Origin of the sequence: Mucilaginibacter ginsenosidivorax (genome assembly GCF_007971525.1) — a bacterium.
GTDB lineage: Bacteria > Bacteroidota > Bacteroidia > Sphingobacteriales > Sphingobacteriaceae > Mucilaginibacter > Mucilaginibacter ginsenosidivorax.
Map to the genome: position 1 here is coordinate 710,762 of NZ_CP042437.1, position 24,772 is coordinate 735,533.

The window sequence follows — 24,772 nt, forward strand, 5'->3', positions numbered from 1 at the left end:
TATCGTACAATTACTTATTTCTTACGGGCATAAGCCAGTGAAGCGGCGACAAAGTTAATAAAAAGTGGGTGCGGATTTGCAACTGTTGATTTTAATTCGGGATGAAATTGCGAGCCCACAAAAAACGGGTGGTTTTTTAACTCTACAACCTCTACCAAATTATTCTCGGGGTTAATTCCAGATGGGATCAAACCGGCTGCTTCGTATTGTTTTAAATAAGTATTATTAAATTCATAACGATGACGATGTCTTTCGGATATGCTGGTTTTGCCATATATAACAGCTGCTTTACTATTCTTTTTCAGTTCGCATGCGTAGGCCCCCAGGCGCATGGTACCGCCTTTGTTGGTGATGGTTTTCTGATCTTCCATCATACCAATAACGGGGTGTTTGGTGTCGGGGTTCATCTCGGTGCTGTTGGCATTTTCAAGGCCCAACACGTTACGGCCAAACTCCACAACCGCACACTGCATGCCCAAACAAATACCAAAGAAAGGTATATTGTTTTCGCGAACATAGCGGATAGCTTCAATTTTACCCTCAAAACCGCGTTCGCCAAAACCAGGGGCAACCAGCACACCGTGCATGCCTTTAAGCTTGTCGATAGCGTTTTCGGGCGTCAGGCTTTCTGATGGTATATATTCAACCCTTACCTTACACTCTTTGGCAGCACCCGCGTGAATGAACGCTTCGGTGATGGATTTATAAGCATCCGGCAATTCTACATATTTACCAACCAGGGCAATGCGCACATCGGCGGTAGGGTTTTTTAAACGGCCCAGGAAATCTTTCCAGTTTTCGAGGCTTGGCTCGTTTTTATGTGATAGTTTTAACTTAGTCAGTACGGTTTTATCCAGTTGCTCTTTCAGCATTAATAAAGGCACATCGTAAATGGTTGATGCATCGATAGATTCAATTACCGCGTTGATATTTACGTTACAAAAAAGCGCTATCTTTTTACGGATATCCATATTCAGGTGATGCTCGGTACGGCAAACCAAAATATCTGGCTGAATACCATATTCAAGCAACATTTTTACTGAGTGCTGGGTCGGTTTTGTCTTTAACTCTCCTGCCGCTGCAAGAAAAGGAACTAAAGTAAGGTGGATAACCAATGAGTTGCCAGACCCTATTTCCCACCTGAACTGGCGAACAGCCTCAATGTATGGCAACGATTCGATATCACCCACAGTACCACCCAATTCGGTTATCACGATATCATATTCACCGCTTTCGCCAAGGATGCGGAAATTGCGTTTAATTTCGTCAGTAATATGTGGCACTACCTGCACTGTTTTGCCTAAAAAAGCACCTTCACGCTCTTTATTAATCACATTTTGATAAATACGGCCGGTAGTAATGTTATTGGCTTTTGATGTTGGGGTATTTAAAAAGCGTTCGTAATGACCAAGATCTAAATCTGTTTCGGCGCCATCCTCCGTTACGTAGCACTCGCCATGCTCGTAAGGGTTTAACGTTCCCGGATCGATATTGATATAGGGGTCAAACTTTTGGATTGTGACACGATAACCGCGCGATTGAAGTAATTTGGCTAATGAGGCTGAGATAATACCTTTCCCTAAAGACGAGGTAACGCCACCCGTAACAAAAATATATTTAGTCATGATTTTTTTGAAAAATGGCTGCGGTTTTATGCCGAAACCAAATGTTTGTGTACGGGATACAAAAGTAAGAAAATTTTCAGGCTTTGGCGTACTTGTTGAGAAAAAACGACAAGAGCTTGGTATTTAATAAATACCAAGATTTATAACATTTTATAATTGAGATAATTACAAAATACACAAACCGATGAAATGACAATAACTAAACTATTGTATTATGCCCGCTGTACAAAGCTATTTTGCGGTGAAGCTCGTTAGGATTAAATGGCTTGCTCACATAATCATTCATGCCTACTGTAAATGCCATATCCTGTATATCCAGCATGGCCGAAGCAGTAAGCGCTATGATAGGCAGGTTTTTATATTTCTCACCATCTAAGTTACGTATTGCTGTGGTGGTTTGGTATCCATCCATCTCGGGCATCTGTAAATCCATCAGCACCATATCGTAATCACGGGTTTGTACCAGCATCAGCGCAATTTCCCCATTCTCGGCCACATCACACTCTACATCCCATTGCTTCATAAAATGCTTGGCCAGTATTACGTTAATCTGGTTATCCTCGGCAATGAGCAACCTGGTGCCTTTCAAACTTTTCAATGCGTAAAACTCGTCGCTGTCTGATGTACTGCTTAGGTGTCTTTTACTCTTCTTAAATGCCAGGCTAAAGCTAAAAACAGAGCCTGTACCAATTTCGCTTTTTACTTTTATATCGGCACCCAGCAACTGCAAAAGGCGTTTTGTAATGGTAAGCCCAAGCCCGGTGCCTCCATATTTGCGGGTAGTATCGGTACTGGCCTGGCTAAAGCTATCAAAAATATGGTCAATTTTATCGGGCATAATTCCTATACCTGTATCAGCAACTTCAAAATCAATGATTGATTTATCGCCATCGTTGCCGGCCATTGTAGCAGTTATAGTAACCTTTCCTTTTTCGGTAAATTTAACGGCATTACTTATCAGGTTGGTTAAAATCTGCCCCAGCCTAACCGGATCGCCAATAATGGCGTTTGGCAGGTCATGATCCATCATCAGTTTTATCTGGATGTTTTTTTCATTTGCCTTTTGCAAAAGCGATAAGCGGATGTTTTTTATCAGATCGGTAATACTGAAATCAACGTGTTCAAACTCAATTTTACCTGCCTCTATCTTACTAAAATCCAATATATCATTAATCAGCACCAACAGATTTTCGGCCGAAAACTTTAAAAATCCCAAAAACTCTTTCTGCTCGGGCTTGGGATCCTGGTGTATAAGCAAATGCGTAAAGCCTATTACAGCGTTCATAGGGGTACGTATTTCATGACTCATGATACTCAGAAACTGAGCTTTGGCCATGGCCGCTTTTTCGGCAAGTTCTTTTGATTGAATAAGTTCTACTTCCAGCTCTTTGGCCTTGGTTATACGTTCCTGCAAAAAGCTGATGATATGGATAAGGTCATCGTCCGAGTCGGAAATTTTCAGTTCAACATCGGGGTTAAGCGCTTTTATGGCTTCCTTTAATTGCTTTATCGACCTTTTTTTGATCTCGTTTTGTTGTTTAAGGTCGTCTGTTGCGGCCAGGTATTCGCGTTCGCTGATGTTAAAGGCATGATCGGCAAGCTTTATTGATTTGTCAAAGTTTTTAAAACTATTATCTACAGCGCTCAAAAACTGCAAAATAGCGTCATCCTGCAGGTATTGGGCCGGCAGCATTTTTCTTATTTGCTTAGCTAACAGGTAATGGTAATCCATAAATTAGTTCTCGGTAAAAGTGGTAATGGTCATGGTTTGGTTGTGCAGTTCGCAGTTTGAGCCTTTGTTTAGCGGCGATAACTCGCCATAGGAGTAAAAGCCGGCAATAACCGTTTTATCGCCAAAAATTTCTTTGGCGGCCATTAATTCCTCGTCGGTACGCTCGTTAAGTACCAGTTTACGGCCTACACAGCTCACCATAATAGCCAGGTTGGTGGAAGCACCCCTATCCGAGGCATCTGTTGCCGCGGCTGACGATGCATCTATCAGTTTATCAAAATTGGCTTTCATCAGCCTCACATGGCTTCCTTCGGGCAGGTTGCCGGCAAAGGTCATGGATTTTTCATGCTCGTTAACACTCAAAATTGTACGTACCAGCCTTTTATCAGAGCCTGCTATGCTTAATGAAAGTGGAAATAACAAGGCCGATCCCGGCAATTCTTTCACATATTCTCCAAGATATTCCTTGTATAAGTCAAGCGCGCTTTTGTTGTCAATCTCAAACAATACGTTTTTATCCGACCGGGTAATAGTACGTTGCGGGCCAAACTCGTCCCATCCCCCGCTTGAGCCATGGCTGATAATTAAATCATCGCCATAAAAACCTATAGCTGTTACATTACCTTGCGCGGGTATGCTGTTAAGGCTGGTAAAAGTGCTGTTAAACCTGGCTGCATCGCCTGCCAGGCCACCTGTTACCGGTACATTATCCAGGTTATCGCTATTAAAACCAGCCACCAGGTCGCTGCCATTGATAAATGTACCATCCGAAATAATGAACACACACTTCAAGCCATTTTTATCCAGTTGCGACATCAGGTAAGCACCGGTTTCAAAGCTGCTGGTTTGATTGCTTACATGGGTTGTAGCACAACTTATGCCCGATTTTTCAAACTCGATGGCAGTAACTACAATACTATCATCATAAACCTCATTGTCCAGTATCTCGCCCGAGGTTGACGAAAAAACAATTTGGGCAGCCGGATATTTCATTTGCAGATGCTCATAAACTGCCGGCATGGTAATTAACTGGGCGGCGCCAAATACAAGCACAAGCTGGCATTTGGCCGGGTTAATTGCATTATCGGCGTTGAAATCGATCCACTTATTATTAATAAAATGATGCTGTGCGGTTCTCATGACTGAAAAGGTTTATACTGAAGTATTCTGTTAATTTAACAAAAGAAAAAGCGATAATGCCAAAAACATTAAATATTTAAACGATTTACTAAAAAGATGCAATTCATTAATTGTTGATTATTATGTTGCTTTCTTAATGGTTAACCAAACCGGTTTATCCCGCTGTTGCTGAGGGTGCTTAATAAATCGGCTTTGACCCTTTTACGTTTTATATTCAATAATGTTAATTCTTTTTCATCGCTATCGTTACAGCTTTGCGTAGCCGCACCTACGGCGACCTATGCACTCAAAATCAATAAGTTAAATTTTGTTAAAAGATGTTAAGCAGATGTTAATGCCTATGGCCTTCTGATATTTTACTTCGAAATTGTACCACATTAACGTATGATAAAACAATTACAACCTTATTAATAATGCAGTACAACAAAATCAACAATCTGCTGGGCTGGGCCTGCCTGCTCATTGCCCTTGCAACCTACATTTTAACCCTCGAGCCATCAGTAAGCTTTTGGGATTGCGGCGAATTTATAGCCTGCGCCTACCGCCTGCAGGTATCACACCAGCCGGGCTACCCAATGTTTGCCATGCTGGGCAAAGTATTTTCGCTGCTATCCCTGGGCGATAATACCAAAGTACCTTATTTTACCAACCTCGGTTCGGCCCTTGCAAGCGCTGCCACGGTAATGTTTTTGTTCTGGACAATTACCGCGCTGGCCAAAAAGCTGCTTATCGCAAAAGGCGAAACAATCTCATCGTCACAGTTAATTGCAATAATGGGGGCCGGGCTGGTTGGTTCATTAGCCTTTGCTTATACCGATACCTTTTGGTTTTCGGCGGTAGAGACTATTGTATTCGCACTGTCCTCGCTGTGTACCGCGGTAGTATTCTGGGCCATTTTAAAATGGGATGCCCATGCCGACGAACGCGGTGCCGATAAATGGATTGTATTGATAGCCTACGTCATGGGCCTGTCTATCGGCATCCACCTGCTCAACCTGTTAACCATCCCTGCCATTACCATGGTGTATTATTTCCGCAGGTATAAAAACCCGACTGTAAAAAGCGGCATCGTGGTATTTTTGTTTAGCATTGTATTACTTGGTTTGGTGCAGTATGGCATCAGGGAATACACCATCAAATTCGCGGCTTACTCCGATCTGTTTTTTGTGAACTCCCTGGGCCTGGGTTTTGGCAGCGGCGCCATGTGTTTTGTGCTGCTCATTGTAGCTTCATTAGCCTTGGGTATCTGGTACAGCATCCGCCATAAAAAACCTGTGCTAAACCTTGCGCTGATTTGCCTGGCCTTTATTTACTTTGGCTACGGATCATTTTTTTATATCCCTATCCGGGCTACTGCCAATACCGATCTGAATAACTCGCACCCGGATAATGCCTTTACGCTTAACGATTATCTTGGCCGCATTCAATACGGCGAAACGCCGTTGCTTTACGGCCCATACTTCGACGCTAAACTTACCGACCAGCAGGAAGGTAAAAACCTTTACCGTAAAGGGGCCGAACGGTATGAAGTAAGCGGCAAAAAAATCATCAATACTTATGACCATAACACCATCATTCCGCGTATGCACAGTACGCAGGGCGATCCGCAGTATGCCCAGAACGTACAGTTTTACAAACAATGGCTGCAGTTAGCGGATGGGCAAAGCCCCACTTTTGCCGATAACATGAAATGGATGTTAAGCTGGCAAATGTACCAGATGTACTGGCGCTACTTTTTATGGAATTTTGTTGGCCGCTACAATGATACCGATGGCCAAACCAGCACGGCATCTATTGATGGCAACTGGACATCGGGCTGGTTTGATGGCAGCAAACACCTGCCCAAATCGGTAACCAACTCCAATACCTATACGCCATTATATGCCCTGCCTTTAATTGTTGGTTTATTAGGCATGGCCTACCACATTAAACGCAAAAAAGCCGATGCCATGGTTATCGGCCTGCTATGGTTTTTTACGGGACTGGCCATTGTACTGTACGTTAACCAGGCCAATATACAGCCCCGCGAACGCGATTACTCGTACGTGGGCTCTTTTTACGCGTTTGCCATCTGGATAGGCCTGGGCGTGCTGGCTATTAATGATTTTATGCGGCATAAAGTGAACGCGAAGGGGGCTGCTTTTGCTTCGGTGGCTGTGTGTTTATTGGTAGCGCCAGTTTTAATGGCCAGGCAGGAATGGGGCGATCATGACCGATCTACCAAGATGACGCCGCATGATATGGCCTATAATTTCCTTATCTCGTGCCCCAAAAATGCCATCTTGTTTACCAATGGCGATAACGACACCTACTCCCTGTGGTACGACCAGGAGGTTGAAGGCGTGAGGCCCGATGTGCGCATTGTTTGCACCAGCCTGTTTAGCGGCGACTGGTACATCCGCCAGATGCAAAAGCCGATGAATCAATCGGCCCCGCTGCCCATTACCATGCCTTTTGATAAATACAAGCAGGGCGTACGCGATTTTATGGCTTATAACGATGCCAAAATACCCGGTTCGGTTGATGTGAAAGAGGTATTTGATTTTATAACATCAGATGATGAACGCACTAAAGTGCAATACCAAAGCGGTGAAAGCATGAACTACCTGCCCACCAAAAACTTTAAACTAAAGGTTGACCCCGACCAGCTTGTAAAAAACGGCGTGGTAACCCCACAGCAAAAGGATAAGCTAACCAATAGCATGGAATGGCAACTCAAAGGCGATTATATTTATAAAGATAAACTGGCCATGATTGACCTGCTGGCACATAACGACTGGAAACGACCCGTATGTTTCACCATAGGCGTAGCGTCCGAATACATGATGGGTATGGAACCTTATCTTTACAAAGAAGGCTTTGCCTATCACCTGATCCCTTTTAAAGCCGATACAGCAGTGCACGACCAATTGGGTAAGGTAAACAGCCTGGTGATGTACAATAACGTAATGAACAAGTTTAAATACGGTAATTTTAAACATGCCCGCTACCTTGACGATGTAAGCAAAACCGAGTTCTACCCATTCATGGAAACCACCTTTCATGACCTTGCCCAGGGCCTGATCAAGGACGGCCGCAGCGACCTCGCCCTAAATGCGCTGCATAAATTTGACCAGGAAATGCCCGACATCAACCCCAATATAGATACCGCTCATCGTAAACTGCTATTGGCCCAGTTAGCCTATAAACTCAACGATAAGGAGCTGGCCAATCGCTATGCCAAAGGGATAGGCAATTACCTCACCGACCAGCTTGCCTATAATTACACCCTATTAAAAGATAAACCCGAAGCCCTGAACACCGGCGAAGTACAATTTGAGCTTTATGTATTGAACGGATTGGCAGAAACCACCAAAGCATACAACGAAACCGGGCTGCATAAACAATTCCAGGATGAGTTAAACGATTACGGGAGTAAGTTTGCGGTGCTGGAGAACAGGTAATTAAATCGGTATAATAACCACATGTCATTATGAGACACGAAGCAATCGCTACCTATGACATATCCAATTTTCCTGTCATCCTGAGGTACGAAGGATCTATCAGCTGTGCATAACCGATAGAAAAGTTCGCTAATAGATCCTTCGTACCTCAGGATGACAGTCTTTTATCTTTGAATATCATTCCTCGGGATAACTACACTGAACCGTGCAGAAGACGAGCAAAACCGCTTAACTTATTTGATCTTCGCTGCATTATACAACCGCAGCGTATTACTTAAACAAATTCAATTTTTCCAAATCTGCCGGCACATCTACGGCGTGCGTTTCCAGTTCTGTTTCCGCAACTTTTATGCGGTAGCCGTTCTCTATCCAGCGTAGTTGTTCAAGGCTTTCGGCTTTCTCGAGGCCCGAGATGGGGAGTTTTGTAATTTGCTGTAACACATCTGCCCGGTAACCATAAATGCCTATGTGTTTAAAATAAGTATAAAACTCGAGCCAGTTGTCGGGTTCCTGCCCGCGAATGTGTGGCAGCGTGGCGCGCGAAAAGTAAACCGCCTCGGATAGTTTATTGATAACCACCTTAGGCGAGTTGTAGTTAAACAATTCTTCCCTGGTTAATATCTTTTTTATCAGCGTAGCTATTTGGGTACCGGGATCGTTAAAACAGGTGGCCAGCTTGGTTATCTGTTCCGGGTCTATGTACGGTTCATCACCCTGTATGTTGATGATCACATCGTATTCAGGATGTAAGGAGGCAACCTCGGCACAACGGTCGGTACCGCTTTGATGGTAGTCGGCTGTCATAACCGCAAGGCCGCCAAAGGCTTGTACATGGTCAAGTATACGACTATCGTCGGTAGCTACTATTACCTCGGCCACATCAACGCATTTCTTAGCCTGCTCATATACCCTTTGAATCATGCTTTTACCGGCAATATCAACCAACGGCTTACCGGGAAAACGGGACGATGCGTAACGAGCGGGAATTATACCTAAAATGTTCATTCAGTAGTACGTTTTACGTATTACGTTATACGTTTTTGAATATTTTTTTATTTGGTTTACGTAAAACTTAAAACGTTCAACGTAAAACCTAACTAACCGCTAAAACAAACCATTAATTTCCCGTTCAATCAACTGCACTATGGTAGCCATATCTTCGGTATTGTTGGCAAAATCGAGGTTGTCTTTATCAAGGATCAACAGTTTGCCCAGTTTATAATTTTTGATCCACTTTTCGTATTTCTCGTTCAGTTTTGACAAGTAATCCAGGCGTATGCCACTTTCGTATTCGCGGCCGCGGCGTTGAATGTTGCTTACCAGGGTTGGTACCGATGCTTTAAGGTAAACCAGCAAATCGGGCGGTTTTATAAACTCGGTAATATTTTCAAATATCGATTCGTAATTTTGATAATCGCGGGTGGTCATCAGGCCCATATCGTGCAGGTTTTCGGCAAATATGTAGGCGTCCTCATAAATAGTGCGGTCCTGCAAAATATTGCGGCCCGATTTCTGAATATCAATAATCTGGCGGTAGCGGCTATTCAGGAAATAAATCTGCAGGTTAAAGCTCCAGCGTTTCATATCGCCGTAAAAATCTTCCAGGTAGGGGTTATTGTCTACAGCTTCAAAAAGTGGTTCCCAGCCGTAGTTATGGGCCAGCATTTCAGTTAGCGTGGTTTTACCGGCGCCAATATTTCCTACAATAGCTATGTGCATTTTTAGTTGATAATGAATTTGTCTGAATCAGAATTTTCCTAATTTACAGAATTGTCAGAATTATAAAAATCTTTTACAATTCAATTCTGTAAATTTCAAAATTTTTTAAATTCTGATTCTGACAACTTAAAATTTCTTAAATCCTATAATTTCCCGTACTTCCCTGATGGTTTTTGAGGCGCTTGCGCGGGCTTTTTCTTCGCCCATGGCGGCCACTTTTCTTAAATAGTCGGCATCGCCTGCAATGGCATTTATCCGATCGCGGATGGGCGCGGTAGCAATGATCATATCCTCGGTAAGCTGTTTTTTAAGGTCGCCGTAACGGATGGCCATTTTATTATACAAATCGTCAAAATGGGCAACGGTATCCGCAGATGATACAACCTTCATCAAATCAAACAGGTTTTGTATTTCCTGGGGCTTAGTCTGATTTTCGGTTGTTGGCCCGGCATCAGTAACGGCGCGCATTACCTTCTTTTTGATGGCTTCGGGGGTATCACAAAGGAAAATAGCATTGCCCTCCCCTTCCGACTTGCCCATTTTACCCTTACCATCCAGCCCCGGAATTTTTACCAGGTTACTGCTGTAATTAAAGGCGTAAGGCTCGGGAAAATATTCATGGTTATACAGCCTGTTAAAGCGGTTGCCAAAGGTACGGGCCATTTCCAGGTGTTGTTCCTGGTCTTTACCCACGGGCACTTTGGTTGCTTTGTGGATAATGATATCTGCCGCCATTAATACCGGGTAGGTAAGCAGGCCCGCGTTTACATTATCGGGGTTGGCGCGCACCTTGTCTTTAAACGATGTAGCGCGTTCCAGTTCGCCCAGGTAGGCGTTCATGTTTAAATATAAATATAGCTCGCTAATTTCGGGCACATCTGATTGTACGTAGATAGTTGCCTTTTCCGGGTCGATACCCGCGGCAAGGTACTCTACCAAAACCTGTTTTACATTACTATGCAAATCGGCAGGTGTTGGATGAGTGGTTAGCGAATGCAGATCGGCAATAAAAAAAAAGCAGTTATATTCATTCTGCATTTTTATAAAGTTCTGCAACGCCCCGTAATAGTTTCCTAAGTGCAAATTTCCGGTCGAACGGATGCCACTAACAACAGTTTCCATAGGTGGCGAAAGTAAGGAATTTTTCTATTTTTGATGGCGATGAAAATGATATTGAAAAAAGTGCACATCTATTTATACGTAATGAGTGTAGCGCTATCCTACTTTTTGTTATGGCCTTTTTTTAAATATTTTTCTAAAAAACCAGCCCGGTACCATAGCATGAACAAGCTGCGCCGGGCCTGGGGATTCATCAGTTCGGCGCTGGTGGGTATCTTGTATAATTTTGAGTATGAGGAGCCTGTTGATTGGAGTAAAACCTATATCATATGCCCAAACCATACATCCAACCTCGATATTTCGGCCATGTGCATTCTTGTAAACAGCAACTGCAGCTTTATGGGCAAGCAGGAACTGGAGGATGGCCTGGTAACCGGCATCTTCTTCCGCTCGGTTGATATCGCCGTTAACCGCGAAAGTAAAATGTCGTCTTTCCGGGCATTTAAAAAAGCCTCCGAAAAGTTAAAGGAAGGTGTTTCGCTGGTTATTTTTCCCGAGGGGATGATTTCGGACCATTATCCGCCTAAATTATGTGAATTTAAAAGCGGACCATTCCGCCTGGCTATTGAACATAAAATACCTATCATCCCGGTAACATCTGTAAATACCTGGGAAATACTTTGGGATACCGGCACCAAATATGGCAGCAGGCCAGGCATTTGCCATTTTTATGTACATAAACCCATAGATACCAGTAAGCTTACCACTGCAGATGCCGATACCCTGCGCGATGACGTTTACGCCATCATCCAACAAAAGCTGGCCACATCCGAAAAGCTACAAACAATTGCATAAAATTTATTGAGCCCTGCAAATGAAGTTAACGTGAAAATTTTAGCTTTAGGCTTTTCGCATGAAGCTTTAAGCTTTCTGAAACCAGTATTTTTTTTACATTTGGGGAACATGAAATTAACACTGAAAAGGATCCATACCAATTTTTACAGGTATAGCATAGCCTTCTTTTTCACCCTTTGTTACCCGGTTTTATATATACTCAGGCAAAAAACCAGCCGGTACCGTTACATTAACCAAATGCGGCGCCTTATTATTTTTTTAAGCTCAAGCATTTCGGGAATTTTTTACAGCGCTACTTTTGAAGAGCCGCTGGATTGGAAAAAAACGTACGTGATATGCGGCAACCATACCTCAAACCTCGATGTATCGGCCATCAATACTATCCTCAAAAACAATATTTGCTTTATGGGGAAAGAAGAGTTGCTGAACAATTATGTACTTGGCTATTTTTTTAAAACTATTGACGTTACGGTAAACAGGGAAAGTAAAATGTCGTCATTCCGGGCATTTAAAACTGCAGCAGAGCGTATTAAAAACGGGGTGAGCGTAGTAATTTTCCCCGAAGCCACTATCCCGAAAGAATATCCGCCCGAGTTGCATAGTTTTAAGAATGGCCCCTTCAGGTTGGCTATTGAGATGAAAGTGCCCATTTTACCTGTATCATCCCTTGATACCTGGAAAGTACTATGGGATACCGGCAAAGAATATGGCAGCAGACCCGGAATTTGTAATATATTTGTACATAAACCCATTGAAACGGCCCATTTAACACTGGATGATGCCGATGCACTGCGTGACCAAGTATTTGATATGATTAATAAAAAACTGCAAACTGCATGACCATAGATAAAGAAACAGTTGAAAAAGTTGCCCACCTGGCCCGTTTAGAGCTAAGCGAGACCGAAAAGCAGGACATGATACAGGATATGAGTAAGATTCTTGATTTTATGGCCAAACTAAACGAACTGGATACCACCGGCGTTGAACCCCTGGTTTACATGACCGATGGCGCCAACGTACTGCGCGACGACGTAGTAAAACAGCAGATAACCCACGAAGAAGCACTTGAAAACGCCCCTAAGCACGATGAAGACTACTTTTTGGTGGCTAAAGTGATTGAGAAATAAGTTTTTTGTTAAGAAGTCGGAAAGTCCGAAAGACGGAAAGTCCGAAAGTAAATGAAACAACACTTTCAGGCTTTCCCGCTTAACAAAAACTTTCCGTCTTCCGGACTTTCCGACTTCCGGACTGAATTTCCGACTAATAAAAACAAAAAGCTTGTAACATTCCGTACCTATCAGCAGTCCAAATAAAAAAACATTCATGGAGCCATTAAAAGACAAACCTTTAATTACCATAAACGAGATTGGACGCAAGTATGTGATAGGCAGCGAGGTAATTCACGCGCTTAAATCGGTATCGTTAACCATAAATAAAGGTGAATTTGTGGCTTTGATGGGCCCCTCGGGCTCAGGGAAATCAACGCTGATGAATATTTTGGGCTGCCTGGATACACCAACCAAGGGCGAATATATTCTGAACGGAATAAACGTAAGCCATATGACTGATAATCAACTGGCCGAGGTGCGTAACTCCGAGATTGGTTTCGTTTTCCAGACTTTTAACTTATTGCCGCGTAATACCGCTCTTGATAACGTTGCCCTGCCCCTGATTTACGCGGGCATCAGCAAAGAGAAACGTACCGAGCGTGCCAATGCCGCCCTTAAAAATGTTGGGCTGGAGCATAGGGTTGATCATAAACCCAATGAGCTTTCGGGCGGTCAGCGCCAGCGTGTAGCGGTGGCCCGGGCGCTTATCAATAATCCCTCTATCATATTGGCCGATGAGCCTACCGGTAACCTGGATACCAAAACCTCGATAGAAATTATGGGGCTGCTGGAAGATATTCATGCCAAAGGCAATACCATTATACTGGTAACCCACGAAGAAGATATTGCCATGCACGCCCACCGCATTGTACGTATGCGCGACGGCCTGATTGAAAAAGACTATCAAAACGAGCATATTCAGAAAGTGGATAGAAGCCTTGCCGTAGAAAGCACGGAAATGGATGCACACTAATACCAGGGCAAACGCATCTATATTGGGTTAACATAACTTAACACATTTCGGATTAAATATTTACAAATATTTGATAATCAGCAGTTTATATTTAATCATGGTTAACACTAAAATGGGCTAAGTTTAGGAGCATCTGAATATTTGTACATGTTGCCGGCCAATCCCACCCTTTCGGTAGCAGGATCAGTTAACCAGCATCAGCCAATAAAAACAAGATGTCGGTTGATGCTTATATAGCCCATTACGTTAACTATTTTGATTTTCAAAACTGTCGGTCTCCTTCCGTCTTATTGACTTTCGGACATCCCAACTTTCGGACTAAGAAAAATTAAAATAACACTAAAATAATTAGCAAACTTGTATTACATTTGAAATATGTATGCAATTGTTGATATCGAGACTACCGGGGGGCATGCCAGCGCTAATGGCATTACAGAAATTGCCATATGCATACATGATGGTAAAAAAGTTGTAAAACGCTTTCAAACCCTGGTTAACCCGCAACGCGAAATACCCATATATATCAGCGCCTTAACAGGTATTACCAACGAGATGGTGCAGAGCGCCCCTCCTTTTGAGGATGTAGCGGCTGATATTTACCATTTGATACACGGCAAAATATTTGTAGCGCATAACGTAAATTTCGATTATTCATTTGTACGCTATCACCTTGCCGCCGCCGGATACGATTTACAGCTGAACAAGCTTTGTACCGTACGCCTGGGCCGCAAAATTTTGCCGGGACTGCCATCATACAGCCTTGGCCGCCTGTGCCGCCATTTAGGCATCGGTAACGAAGCCCGCCACCGCGCCGCCGGCGATGCCGAAGCCACGGCCGAATTATTTACGCTGTTAATAAACAGCGATACAGAAGGCCATATTAAACAGGCGCTTAAGCAAAATTCAAAAGAACAGGTATTGCCCGCCAACCTGCCAAAAAAAGATGTAGAGCAATTGCCATACTCGCCGGGCGTATATTATTTTCATGATCAAAAAGGGAAAGTGATTTATGTTGGCAAAGCCAAAAATATCAAGAAACGGGTAAGCAGCCATTTTACCGGCAATAACCCAGGCTTGCAGCGGCAGGAATTTTTACGCAATATTCACCAGGTAAGCTACCAGGTTTGCGGCACCGAGCTGATTGCCTTTGTACTGGAAGCCATCGAAATTAAACGCCTGTGGCCAAAATATAACCGATCGTTAAAACGCTTTGAAAACGCTTATTGCCTTTATGCCTTTGAAGATCAGCGCGGCTATACCAGGCTGGCGGTTGATAAGCGCCGCAAATTCAGCGATGTTATTTATACCTGTAACTCATTGCTGGATGGTTATAACCTGCTTAATAAACTGATAGAAGCTTTTGGCCTGTGCCCCAAGCTTTGTTTTATACAAACCAACACTGCCCCATGTATCGGTGCCGCCGGCAGCCAATGCGCCTGCGAGGGTGTTGAATCGGTAGAAGACTACAACCAAAAGGTTAATAACGCTATTAACCAGCTGAAACTTGCCCTGCCTACCTACGCCATCCGCGATGAAGGCCGTACCGGCGACGAACACAGCTGCATTTTGGTTGAAAAAGGCCAGTTTTACGGAATGGGCTACATCTCGCATTATTTTGATGCCAACAATGTGCAGCAGCTCAAAAACTACCTGACCCCCTACCCGGGAAATGACTACATCAAAAACATCGTATCCAGCTATGCTACACGATACCCTGATAGAATGGTGGTGTTCGCATAAAGGTCATTGAGTCATACGGTAAGTTGCGTTCATAAATATTGTTTTAACTATTTAACATAATTCCACTCACACCTCACACCTCACACCTCACACCTCACACCTCACACCTCACACCTCACACCTCACACCTCACACCTCACAACTCACAACTCACAACTCACAACTCACAACTCACAACTTTATCCTAAAAGTTAATTTTATTAACACAATAAAGATTTTGATTGGTTATGCTATAACATTTACCAACAAAAACTTTAAATAATGGATAGCATTAATCAACAACAACCGGAAGATAATTATAAGGATCTTGGCGGAACAGAGGCCATAGCCAAATTAAAAGACATGGTCGACAGCGCTAAAAGCTGTTTCTTTTTAACCAATATTAAAACCGGCATCCCGGCAAATGTTCGCCCGATGTCTGTTCAACAAGTGGATGACGAGGGTAACCTTTGGTTTCTGAGTGCCAATGACAGCCACAAGAATGAAGATCTGTCGAAAGACCCCATGGTCCACCTGTTATTCCAGGGATCTGCACATTCCGATTTCCTGAATGTTTATGGTATAGCCACCGTGAGCGAAGACAAGGAAAAAATTAAAGAGCTTTGGGAACCGATACTAAAAGTGTGGTTTACCGATGGCATCGACGATCCGCGCATATCGGTAATAAAAGTTGAACCTACCGAATGTTATTATTGGGACAACAAGCACGGCAATGCCATCGCTTTTGTAAAAATGCTGGCCGGCGCGGCCATAGGCAAAACCTTCGATGATTCGATTGAGGGCAAAATAAACGTATAACCATTTTTAAGGGAGAAAGGTGTCCTTAATAGACAAAAGCCATGCAGTTGATTTTCTGCATGGCTTTTTTTCTTACTGGTTTTCAGGAACCTGCTAAGGCTTCATAAGCAACTATTAATTTACAGCATCTCCTTGTCTCATCTCGTCGCTGGCATGTTTTACAATTGTATCGCCGGCCTTTAAATTACCGAATACTTCGGTCGAGTCGTTCCGGGAAAGCCCTTCTTTAATATCCTGTAATTGGGCCTTGCCTCCTTTTACCACAATCACATATTCGTGTTCTGTCGACCGGACAATGGCCTGGTTAGGCACCAGTAATGATTTGGCGCCCGATAACATCGGGATATGTACCTCGGCATACATACCTGGTTTCAAGTTGCCGTTTTTGTTCTCAACATCAATCTCAATGGCTTCAGACCGCATACTGCCCAACGCATTTGCCGACCGGCTGATCCTGGCCGTTTGCTTTGTACCGGGCATAGCATTATAGGTAAAATTCACCGGTCTTGTCAAATCTACCTTATCTACATAATCTTCGGGGATAAAAACCTCTAAACGCAATTTACTGATATCCTGCAATATTAACATTGGCTGGTCTGTTCCTTTACCCGGCGATACCAGCGCACCCGGCGACACATTACGCTGAACGATCATTCCATCAAACGGTGCCCGTATATTCAAATAACCCTGCATGGTACGTACTGATGCCACGTTGGATTGTTCTGATTTTGCCATGGCTTCATCGGCCCTCATTTTGGCCGACGCGTTATCCAGGTCAAGCGGCGATACCGAACCGGGCTCTTTGGCGGCTTCTTTTAACCGCTGGTATTTTTCTTTACTGGCAACGGCATTTTCCTGGGCTTGCAGGTATCTTGAATTGGCTGCCTGCAATTGCGATTCCATCTCGGGCGCTTCAAGCGTGACCAATAATTGTCCTTTTTTTACGATAGTACCCCTATCGACGTACATACTTTTCACGAAGCCATTTACCTTCGGAAAAATATTTACTTCATTATAAGGCTTAAGTTGGCCAGGCAGGCGGGCGTTACTTGATAAGGCTTTTTCTGTAACAATACCTGTTTCGGTACCTGTTTTACTTTTTGCAGCCGGGGCCGAAATATCTACCGGCTTTTGATTGCCGCCGCATGCTGCAAGTAAGCTTACGGCAGCTATTAATATAATTGATTGAAATTTCATGATCTTAAACTATGGAGGTTTCTGGTTCTGTTATTTTAGCTGATTGTTGGTCGGTTTCAGCAGGCATTAGCGAGGGCGATAAAAAATCTGTTTTTTGCTGTACCCACGCAAATACCTGGGGCAAAATGAATAGGGCCGCAAGCGTTGATGCAAACAAACCACCAATAACCGCACGCCCTAAAGGTGCCGACTGTTCGCCTGCCTCGCCCATGCCCGAAGCCATCGGGATCATCCCTGCTATCATGGCCAGGCTGGTCATCAGGATGGGACGCAAACGGATGGATGCACTGGTTACAGCCGCTTTCGTGGCGTCTTTATAATCAATCCGCAATTTTTCGGCGTTGGTTACAATCAAAATGGCATTGGCCACAGATACCCCTGTCGACATAATCATCCCCATATACGATTGCAGGTTTAAGGTTGATCCTGTAAGCAGCAACATCAGCAACGATCCTAAAATAACCGCCGGCACTGTTGATAGTACCGCAAGCGATACTTTAAATGATTGATAGTTGGCTGCCAACAATAAAAAGATAACCACAATGGCAAGCATCAGCCCGTTTTGTAAACTGCCCAATGTATCTGTCAACAGGGTAGACATTCCGCCCATGGTGGCAATCAATCCTTTTGGCGGTGCGCCTACCGAGTTTAGCGCTTTTTGCACATCGGCAGTGGCGGTTCCCAAATCGGTTTTATAAATATTGGCACTGATAGTTAAAAACCGCCTTGGCCCGGCCCTGTCGTACTCGCCGGGAACATAGGTTGTGGTAAATGTGGCTATATCGCTTAAAACAGGGCTGCTTTGCCCTTTTACCAGCGGCACCTCTTTCAGCTGATCCAGGGTGTTCATTACATACTCGGGAATTTGCACCTGTACCTGGTAGGTATAGGCACCTTTTTCATCAAGCCACAAGTTTTTATCTGTAAAACGGCTGGACGATGTACTTGCTGTAACGGAGCGGGCAATATCTTTAATATTCAAGCCTAACTGGGCAGCTTTTAACCTATCCAAAGTAATTTTTATTACCGGGAACTTTAAAGGCTGCTCTATCTGTACATCGCGCAAATAACTAATATTCTTTAGCTTGGTTACTACCTTATTGGCGTAACCTTCAATCTGCTGCATATCCTTGCCTGCCACCTGTACTTCAATAGGCGACGAGGCACCCTGGCTCATGATCTTTTCGGTCATATCTATCGGCTCAAAGGTTATTTGCAGTTCGGGAAGTTTATAATGGATGTTTTTACGCAGTGCATCTTTCAGTTCATCCATATTTACCTTGTACTTTTCATCAAGGTTTACCTGTAGTACGGCTTCCTGAGTACCTGTATTAAAAATATAAAGGTTACTGGTACCGTAGCTGCTGGGGATTAGGCCCACGTATCCCGATGTAATTTCTACATGGTTGTTCACCGTTTGATTGATAACCTGTAATACCTGTTTAAAGGCATCCTCGGTACGCTCCAACCGGGTACCGTCCGGCTCTTTCAGCCTGATCTGGAACTGCCCGTTATTAATTTTGGGCATCATATCCTTACCAATAAATACAAAGCATAATCCCGCTAAAACGATAACCACGCCTAAATAAACAGATACGATAAGCTGCTTCCGGGGCATGGCATTATTAAGGGCGTTAATGAGCCAGAGTTTGACCTTTTCAAACAGGTCGTTATTTTCGGGATGCGCCTGCTCGTTTTGCAGGTGTTTTTCAACTTGTTTTTCCTCGCTATCATCCAGTGATTCGCCGGCATGGGCGTGTACTTCTCCATGGTGATAGTGTTGATAGCGTTCGGCTTTAATCAGCCAGTTACTCAATATCGGCACACCTGTTTGGGCAAGGATGTACGATACGATCATGGTTAAACCTATTGACAAAGAAAGCGGTAAAAACATCGCTTTAGGCACGCCCGACATCATGAATGATGGCGCAAATACCGCCAGGATACACAACAATATCAGCAACAGCGGGAACGAGATCTCTTCGCACGCATCATAAATTGCCTGTTTTTTTGATTTACCCATTTCCAGGTGCTGATGGATATTTTCGATGGTTACCGTGGCCTGGTCTACAAGGATACCTATAGCCAGGGCCAACCCGCTCAGCGTCATGATGTTGATGGTTTGCCCAAACAGGCTCAGTAATAATACCCCTATCAGGATAGAAACCGGGATGGTTATAACTACAATAAGGCTGCTTCGCCAATCGCGCAAAAACAGCAGTACCATTAAGCCGGTAAGCAGGGCTCCCAGCCCCCCCTCAGTCATCAAACTTTTAACCGCATTAACCACAAATACCGATTGATCAAAGGCATAGCTTACCTTTACGTCATCTGGCAGCAGGCTTTGCATTTCGGGCAGTTTACTTTTAAGGGTTTGTACTACCGTCCAGGTAGAAGCATCGGCTGTTTTTACCACCGGTATATAAACCGAACGCTTGCCGTTAATCAGCGCATAATCAACCGTAACATCTGCAGCATCTGCAACGCGGGCCACATCTTTTATAAATATGGGCACGCCATTTTGCGTTTTTACGGGTATATCGTCAAAATTATCCGGGCTTTTAATCAGCGAGTTCATGGTGGTTAAAAACATGGTATTATTTAACCGGAGATTACCCGATGGCGACATCACATTAAATTTAGATAATGCTTCAACTACCTCGTCGGGTGTTAAATTATAACTGCGCAGCTTATCCGGATCGACACTTACAGTAATTGACCGCGCGTTTGCCCCAAATGGCGGCGGTGCCGACAGCCCCGGTATAGTAGCAAACATGGGCCGTATTTTAGTAGCAGCCAGGTCATAAATATCCTTTAAGCTACGCGTAGGGCTGGAAAAAACCAGCTGACCAACCGGTAATGAGGAAGCATCAAACCGGATTACCTGCGGCGGCAATGCCCCCGGCGGAAAAAAAGCGGTTGCCCTGTTTACCTGCAAAGCCACCTGGGCCGATGCTTCGGCCATGTTGGTAGTTTCATAAAACGAGAGTTTGATGAGGGTTAAACCTTGTATATTTTTACTGGTGATACTTTTTATCCCGTTTACATACAAAAACTGATCCTGCAAACGGGTGGAGAAAAACCCCTCCATTTGCTGAGGCGACATGCCGCCGTACGATTCGATTACATATATAGTAGGCAGGTTTAGCTGCGGGAAAATATCGATGGGTATTTTTATTGCACTAAGCACTGCAAAAAGCAAAAGGCTCATGGTGATAACCACCGTGGTGATGGGCCTTTTTAGTGCGGATGTGACCATTGACATATTAGTTTATTTTAAAAGGTTTAAAACTGCGTTTACCTGGTTATCGGTAACCGCTTTTTGGAATAAAGCGCTTGAATAACTGTATTTAGCCTGCGCGTAATCGGTTTCGGCACGGTAAAGGATATTGAGCGCCGCGTTTAATTCAATGATATCAGTAAGGCCGTTTTTATACAGCGACAATTTTTGCCGGTAACCGTCATTAGCAGCCCTCAACTGGTGCGGAATTTCCTGCAGGCGCTGGCGGGCGGTTTCCAGCTCTACATCGGCCTGGTTGGCGTTAACTGCAAGCATTTGCTTTTGCTCCTGTAGTTTGCGGGCGTTATAGCTGGTTTGGGCCTTTTGGGTGCGGAGTTTTAATTGCTTGCGGCGCAAGTCGAACAAATTATAGCTGATACCAACGCCTACCAGGTAATTGTTCCGGTCGAAACCCCAACCCGTGGATAGGCTATTAAAGTGGTCATTGGCATCAACGCTTGATCCCCTGCCCCACACGGCACCCTCTAACATAATTTTAGGATTATAGCTTTTTTTAACCAAATTTTCCCGCTGCAGGCTATTTTGATATACCGACCGGTAATAATTGATAATCGGGTGGTTAACGGTATCCTGCTCAATTGGCTGCAATGTTGCAGGCTGATCTATCAATGCGGTTTCGGCAGCAGTATCGGGCACGATAGATTGATATGGCAAGCCGCTTACTGCCGAAAGCTGCAATTGTACCTGTTTTAGCTGGTTGGCCAGTTCGATGTAGTTTAACCTGGCTTTGGATAGTTCAGCTTCGGCAATGCTGGTATCTACCCCTGCCCTTACACCGCTTTTGGCCAATGACTGTACAGACCGCATGATCTCGACATTACGCTGGATGTTTCGTGACTGGATATCCAAAAAGTTTTGCAGCCTCATCAGCAGTAAGTAATTGCCGATAGTGTAAGCCTGCAATTGATATTTTGAGTTGGCAAACTGGCTTTGTTGTACCCGGATATCGGAATTAGCCACTTTATTTTGGGCGCCATAAGCGCCAAAGTTATATACCTCCCAATCCAGGGCGGCTACGCCTACATTGGCAGATACCGCGGTGGTATTACTTTGCGTGCGCACTCCCCGCGAATCGGACGGGATAATCCCAAAACCAAAATACGGGCCGGCAACGTTATTATTTGTACCAATATCGGCCTGGTAATTAAGCTTTAAATTGGGCAGCCAGTTGCTGCGCGTTTCGGCTGCCTGCGCCTGGCGGATGCCTATTGCCGCCGAATCTGTTATCAGCGCCGGCGCGTTGGCGTTTACCTGGCTCAGCAGGCTTTTAAGGCCAATAGGTGCTATATTTTGTTGTGCAAAAGTATTCAGGCTGATGAGTAATGCCATCAGCATGAATACATTTCTTGTTATGATTTGCATAAGTTTCCTGGAATTTGATGTACCGGTACAACACGCCGGGCAGAAAACTATGTAAAACACAACATAGCAAACCTGGCTAATACCGGTAATTGATTTAACTAAATTTAAATGAATGCCTTAAGCCGGATAGCTTTGGCAGATGCCCGTAACAGGCCATTACATCAAATACGGAAGGAACAAAAAGAAAGGTATGAATACCGGTAATCACTAAGCAGAATACGAAAAAACCGTTGCCAATGGGGTCGTATTCTCCAGATCTGTAAGGCAAACAAAAGCACGATAAAGCTGGCGACAACCGCTTTCAGGAGGTCGATTACCGATTTTTTATCACTTATCACTACTTTATCTGTACGCTGAATAAAATTCCAATGCACCGCATTTAGCGTTAAATTACCGGAGTTTCTTTTAAAAATAGAATTGTGCCCGGAAGCTGGCCGGTTGCCTTGTTCAGTGAGTTTGGGAAGCAAAAAAATATGTGAAACAGCTATAAAGATATACCAGGCGGCCACAAACAGCACCTTTAAATCTTTAACTACACCATTTTTTTCACGCAACATCGTAACGGTATTCTTTTGGATGCAAACATCAAAATAAAAAATATGTTTTTCTGCAAAAGTATTGTTGCAATTGAGCCGGCAAGAGCAATCTTCATCAATTCTACATAAACCAAATCCATCAACATTTACCAATGCCCAATAAAAAGCTCCCCCCGTCAGGGGGTTGGGGGGCCTTTTAAATACTTATCATACCAATCAATATAGCGCTGTAGTCTATCCACCTGGTAGCTTGGTACCGTAATGCCATGAAACTGACCGGGGTAAAGCACCATTTGGGTAGGCACTCCCTGCGATTTAAGGGCCTGGTACATCTGCTCGCCACCGCCTGTCGGCACATTAAAATCTTTCAGGCCCGACATAAACTGCGTTGGTGTTTTGATTTTATCTGCGTGGAAAAACGGATACGATAACTTAATATATTTTTCGGGATTTTTCCAGGGGGCGCCCAGTTCATTGTCATACTGCACCACCCATTGGTCGCTGCCGTAAATGCCCAGTTGCATAGCGCTGCCCGCCCCGCTGGATGCCGCTTTAAAGCGCGCATCGGTTGCTATGGTATAATCGGTCAAAATACCGCCGTAGCTCCAGCCACCTATACCTAAATGGTCACGGTCGGCTATGCCAAACTTCACCAGTTCGTCTACAGCGCCTAATAAATCCTGAACTTCTTTATTACCCCAATCGGCATAAATGGCTTTGGTGTATTCCAGCCCCCGGCCGGTGCTGCCCCGGTAATTAACCGCAGCGACAGCATACCCTGCCGAAGCTAAAGTCTGGCGGGTCATATCAAACTCAAACTCGTCCTGGTCAGTGGGGCCGCCGTGGATATACAGGATGAATGGCAGCTTTTTATTTACTACACTATCGGGGGTATATAAAATTCCCGACACCAGCGTACCATCGGCACTAAAAGACTGAAAACCTTTTACATAAGCCAATTTTACACCGCTCAACCACTTATCCTGGTGAAAAGTGAGCCGCCTGATTTTTCCATTTTCGATAGCCACCAGTTCATGAGGCATATAGGGTGTGGTCATTTTGGCTATCCACACGCCGGGCGTTGCCCCAATAATGTTTTCAAAACTGCACTCTGCGGCCTTATATACTGTAGTTGATTTGCGGAGCAACAAGTTGTACTGAGCCACATACCTCGTCCGGTCGTTGCTAACCAGGTAGCCTATATTTTTACTATCGCGGCTCCAGGCTACGTTACTTACAGGCCTGTCCAATGCTTCGGTAAGTACACGGTTATTTTTTCCGTCGGCATCCATCATGCACAACAAATCGTGCTGGTAAATATAATAGTCGGCATCACTTGTCGATCGCAGGTAGGCAATATGCTTACCATCCGGGCTCCAAAGCGGCAGAATATCGTGACCGGTAAAAGTGGTCAGCTGCTTAATCTCTCCATCGTCTTTGGCCTCAACCGTAAAAATATCCGAGTTTTCGTTCCTGTCGGGGTCTTTGGTATGGTTGCTTACAAAAGCTATGTATTTGCCATCCGGACTCCACACCGGCGATTGATCGTCCCTGTCGCCGGTCGTCAATGTATCTACCTTTTTGCTTTCAATATCATACAGGTACAAATGCGTATGCCTATGCTGCAGGTAGCCTTCAATATCCTGCTTAAAATGGTAGCGGTCTATCTTTATAGGTGGGATTGTTTTTGGTTCCTTACCATCATACTCAGCATCTTTAATTACCAGCGCCAGTTTTTTACTATCCGGCGACCATGCATAATCTTCCAGGTCGCCCTTTTTTAAATCTGTCAATTTATGCCCTTCGCCTCCCCTGCGGTCCATCAGCCAAACCTGGCCGCCGTTTTTTGAATCGCGCTCTGATACGAAGGACAAAAATTTACCATCCGGTGTCCATTTTGGCGAGGAAGCAGGTTCGGAACCGTAAGTAAGCTGGATAGATTGCTTACCATCAACACTCTGCATCCACAAATGCGATACCCGGTTATCCTTCGCCGTATCCACATCCGAAACACTATAAGCCAGCCATTTACCATCGGGCGATAATTGCGGATCGGCAAGTGTTGGAATATTATTTACGTCAGACGGTTTTAAAGGGCGCTTTGCCGTTTGTGCCATAGCGCTGGTAAAAGCAAATATGGCGACAAACATTAATACAATTTTATTCATAGCGATGGAACAAGA

General features: G+C 44.2%; 19 protein-coding genes. 8 read left to right on the forward strand and 11 right to left on the reverse strand.

All coding sequences use genetic code 11. From position 1 onward, the window contains the following. Nucleotides 1-14: 14 nt before the first annotated feature. Entirely contained in the window at nt 15-1,625 is a 1,611-nt protein-coding gene (locus FSB76_RS02975; protein ID WP_147052114.1) for a CTP synthase, read from the reverse strand. On the opposite strand from FSB76_RS02975, the gene FSB76_RS32670 reads away from it, so the two are divergent. After that, a complete protein-coding gene (locus tag FSB76_RS32670; RefSeq protein ID WP_262713501.1) occupies nt 1,624-1,752 on the forward strand; it encodes a hypothetical protein in 129 nt (42 codons plus the stop codon). The two genes, FSB76_RS02975 and FSB76_RS32670, sit on opposite strands and share 2 nt — an antisense overlap. 72 nt (nt 1,753-1,824) lie before the next feature. Here FSB76_RS32670 and FSB76_RS02980 read toward each other — a convergent pair whose 3' ends face one another. Together FSB76_RS02980 and FSB76_RS02985 are read right to left on the reverse strand one after the other, a co-directional pair. Further along, entirely contained in the window at nt 1,825-3,357 is a 1,533-nt protein-coding gene (locus tag FSB76_RS02980; RefSeq protein WP_147052115.1) for an ATP-binding protein, read from the reverse strand. A gap of 3 nt (nt 3,358-3,360) precedes the next feature. Further along, complete coding sequence (locus tag FSB76_RS02985) at nt 3,361-4,497, reverse strand: FIST signal transduction protein (RefSeq protein WP_147052116.1); 1,137 nt, start codon at nt 4,495-4,497, stop codon at nt 3,361-3,363. A 413-nt stretch (nt 4,498-4,910) separates the two neighbouring features. Here FSB76_RS02985 and FSB76_RS02990 point away from each other — a divergent pair, with 413 nt between their 5' ends. Next, the gene (locus FSB76_RS02990) at nt 4,911-7,940 is read left to right on the forward strand and encodes a protein O-mannosyl-transferase family (RefSeq protein ID WP_147052117.1); all 3,030 of its coding nucleotides are present in this window, start codon (nt 4,911-4,913) and stop codon (nt 7,938-7,940) included. Nucleotides 7,941-8,210: 270 nt separating this feature from the next. On the opposite strand, the gene kdsB is transcribed toward FSB76_RS02990, so the two are convergent. From kdsB to trpS, 3 genes are all read right to left on the reverse strand, one after another. Next, nucleotides 8,211-8,945, reverse strand: coding sequence for a 3-deoxy-manno-octulosonate cytidylyltransferase (gene kdsB / locus FSB76_RS02995; RefSeq protein ID WP_147052118.1), 735 nt, complete (start codon nt 8,943-8,945; stop codon nt 8,211-8,213). Between the two features lie 99 nt (nt 8,946-9,044). Beyond that, complete coding sequence (locus tag FSB76_RS03000; RefSeq protein WP_147052119.1) at nt 9,045-9,659, reverse strand: deoxynucleoside kinase; 615 nt, start codon at nt 9,657-9,659, stop codon at nt 9,045-9,047. A 126-nt stretch (nt 9,660-9,785) separates the two neighbouring features. Continuing rightward, complete coding sequence (gene trpS, locus FSB76_RS03005) at nt 9,786-10,781, reverse strand: tryptophan--tRNA ligase (RefSeq protein WP_147052120.1); 996 nt, start codon at nt 10,779-10,781, stop codon at nt 9,786-9,788. Between the two features lie 45 nt (nt 10,782-10,826). Between trpS and FSB76_RS03010 the strand changes: the two genes are divergently transcribed. The 6 genes from FSB76_RS03010 (at nt 10,827) to FSB76_RS03035 (ending at nt 16,193) form a co-directional block, all read left to right on the forward strand. Then, entirely contained in the window at nt 10,827-11,573 is a 747-nt protein-coding gene (locus tag FSB76_RS03010) for a lysophospholipid acyltransferase family protein (protein WP_225976399.1), read from the forward strand. 108 nt (nt 11,574-11,681) lie between these two features. Then, on the forward strand, nt 11,682-12,413 hold the full coding sequence (locus FSB76_RS03015; RefSeq protein WP_147052122.1) for a lysophospholipid acyltransferase family protein: 732 nt from the start codon (nt 11,682-11,684) through the stop codon (nt 12,411-12,413). Beyond that, nucleotides 12,410-12,700: an Asp-tRNA(Asn)/Glu-tRNA(Gln) amidotransferase subunit GatC gene (gene gatC / locus FSB76_RS03020; protein ID WP_147052123.1), complete on the forward strand. Its 291-nt coding sequence runs from the start codon at nt 12,410-12,412 to the stop codon at nt 12,698-12,700. Before FSB76_RS03015 ends, gatC begins: the two co-directional genes overlap by 4 nt. A 196-nt stretch (nt 12,701-12,896) precedes the next feature. Next, on the forward strand, nt 12,897-13,655 hold the full coding sequence (locus FSB76_RS03025) for an ABC transporter ATP-binding protein (RefSeq protein ID WP_147052124.1): 759 nt from the start codon (nt 12,897-12,899) through the stop codon (nt 13,653-13,655). Between the two features lie 375 nt (nt 13,656-14,030). Beyond that, on the forward strand, nt 14,031-15,395 hold the full coding sequence (locus FSB76_RS03030; RefSeq protein ID WP_147052125.1) for an exonuclease domain-containing protein: 1,365 nt from the start codon (nt 14,031-14,033) through the stop codon (nt 15,393-15,395). Nucleotides 15,396-15,656: 261 nt separating this feature from the next. Further along, nucleotides 15,657-16,193 (forward strand): pyridoxamine 5'-phosphate oxidase family protein, encoded by a 537-nt coding sequence (locus tag FSB76_RS03035; RefSeq protein ID WP_147052126.1) that lies wholly within the window; start codon nt 15,657-15,659, stop codon nt 16,191-16,193. Between the two features lie 114 nt (nt 16,194-16,307). Here the strand turns inward: FSB76_RS03035 and FSB76_RS03040 are convergent, their stop codons facing one another. From FSB76_RS03040 to FSB76_RS03060, 5 genes are all read right to left on the reverse strand, one after another. Beyond that, nucleotides 16,308-17,390, reverse strand: a complete 1,083-nt coding sequence (locus tag FSB76_RS03040) for an efflux RND transporter periplasmic adaptor subunit (RefSeq protein ID WP_147052127.1) — start codon at nt 17,388-17,390, stop codon at nt 16,308-16,310. A 4-nt stretch (nt 17,391-17,394) separates the two neighbouring features. Next, nucleotides 17,395-20,655: an efflux RND transporter permease subunit gene (locus tag FSB76_RS03045; RefSeq protein ID WP_147052128.1), complete on the reverse strand. Its 3,261-nt coding sequence runs from the start codon at nt 20,653-20,655 to the stop codon at nt 17,395-17,397. A gap of 6 nt (nt 20,656-20,661) precedes the next feature. Beyond that, nucleotides 20,662-22,053 (reverse strand): TolC family protein, encoded by a 1,392-nt coding sequence (locus FSB76_RS03050; RefSeq protein WP_147052129.1) that lies wholly within the window; start codon nt 22,051-22,053, stop codon nt 20,662-20,664. 161 nt (nt 22,054-22,214) lie between these two features. Beyond that, the gene (locus FSB76_RS03055) at nt 22,215-22,610 is read right to left on the reverse strand and encodes a hypothetical protein (protein ID WP_147052130.1); all 396 of its coding nucleotides are present in this window, start codon (nt 22,608-22,610) and stop codon (nt 22,215-22,217) included. Nucleotides 22,611-22,765: 155 nt separating this feature from the next. After that, nucleotides 22,766-24,757, reverse strand: a complete 1,992-nt coding sequence (locus tag FSB76_RS03060; RefSeq protein WP_147052131.1) for a S9 family peptidase — start codon at nt 24,755-24,757, stop codon at nt 22,766-22,768. Nucleotides 24,758-24,772: the final 15 nt, after the last annotated feature.

Bases quoted from the DNA above. Each gene is read 5' to 3' on its own strand.
- FSB76_RS03055 (WP_147052130.1), bottom strand. From the start codon at position 22,610: ATGTTGCGTGAAAAAAATGGTGTAGTTAAAGATTTAAAGGTGCTGTTT.
- FSB76_RS03060 (WP_147052131.1), bottom strand. From the start codon at position 24,757: ATGAATAAAATTGTATTAATGTTTGTCGCCATATTTGCTTTTACCAGC.
- FSB76_RS32670 (WP_262713501.1), top strand. From the start codon at position 1,624: ATGATTTTTTTGAAAAATGGCTGCGGTTTTATGCCGAAACCAAATGTT.
- FSB76_RS03025 (WP_147052124.1), top strand. From the start codon at position 12,897: ATGGAGCCATTAAAAGACAAACCTTTAATTACCATAAACGAGATTGGA.
- kdsB (WP_147052118.1), bottom strand. From the start codon at position 8,945: ATGAACATTTTAGGTATAATTCCCGCTCGTTACGCATCGTCCCGTTTT.
- FSB76_RS03030 (WP_147052125.1), top strand. From the start codon at position 14,031: ATGTATGCAATTGTTGATATCGAGACTACCGGGGGGCATGCCAGCGCT.
- FSB76_RS02980 (WP_147052115.1), bottom strand. From the start codon at position 3,357: ATGGATTACCATTACCTGTTAGCTAAGCAAATAAGAAAAATGCTGCCG.
- FSB76_RS03050 (WP_147052129.1), bottom strand. From the start codon at position 22,053: ATGCAAATCATAACAAGAAATGTATTCATGCTGATGGCATTACTCATC.
- FSB76_RS02975 (WP_147052114.1), bottom strand. From the start codon at position 1,625: ATGACTAAATATATTTTTGTTACGGGTGGCGTTACCTCGTCTTTAGGG.
- FSB76_RS03035 (WP_147052126.1), top strand. From the start codon at position 15,657: ATGGATAGCATTAATCAACAACAACCGGAAGATAATTATAAGGATCTT.
- FSB76_RS03015 (WP_147052122.1), top strand. From the start codon at position 11,682: ATGAAATTAACACTGAAAAGGATCCATACCAATTTTTACAGGTATAGC.
- FSB76_RS02990 (WP_147052117.1), top strand. From the start codon at position 4,911: ATGCAGTACAACAAAATCAACAATCTGCTGGGCTGGGCCTGCCTGCTC.
- trpS (WP_147052120.1), bottom strand. From the start codon at position 10,781: ATGGAAACTGTTGTTAGTGGCATCCGTTCGACCGGAAATTTGCACTTA.
- FSB76_RS02985 (WP_147052116.1), bottom strand. From the start codon at position 4,497: ATGAGAACCGCACAGCATCATTTTATTAATAATAAGTGGATCGATTTC.
- FSB76_RS03000 (WP_147052119.1), bottom strand. From the start codon at position 9,659: ATGCACATAGCTATTGTAGGAAATATTGGCGCCGGTAAAACCACGCTA.
- FSB76_RS03040 (WP_147052127.1), bottom strand. From the start codon at position 17,390: ATGAAATTTCAATCAATTATATTAATAGCTGCCGTAAGCTTACTTGCA.
- FSB76_RS03045 (WP_147052128.1), bottom strand. From the start codon at position 20,655: ATGTCAATGGTCACATCCGCACTAAAAAGGCCCATCACCACGGTGGTT.
- FSB76_RS03010 (WP_225976399.1), top strand. From the start codon at position 10,827: ATGATATTGAAAAAAGTGCACATCTATTTATACGTAATGAGTGTAGCG.
- gatC (WP_147052123.1), top strand. From the start codon at position 12,410: ATGACCATAGATAAAGAAACAGTTGAAAAAGTTGCCCACCTGGCCCGT.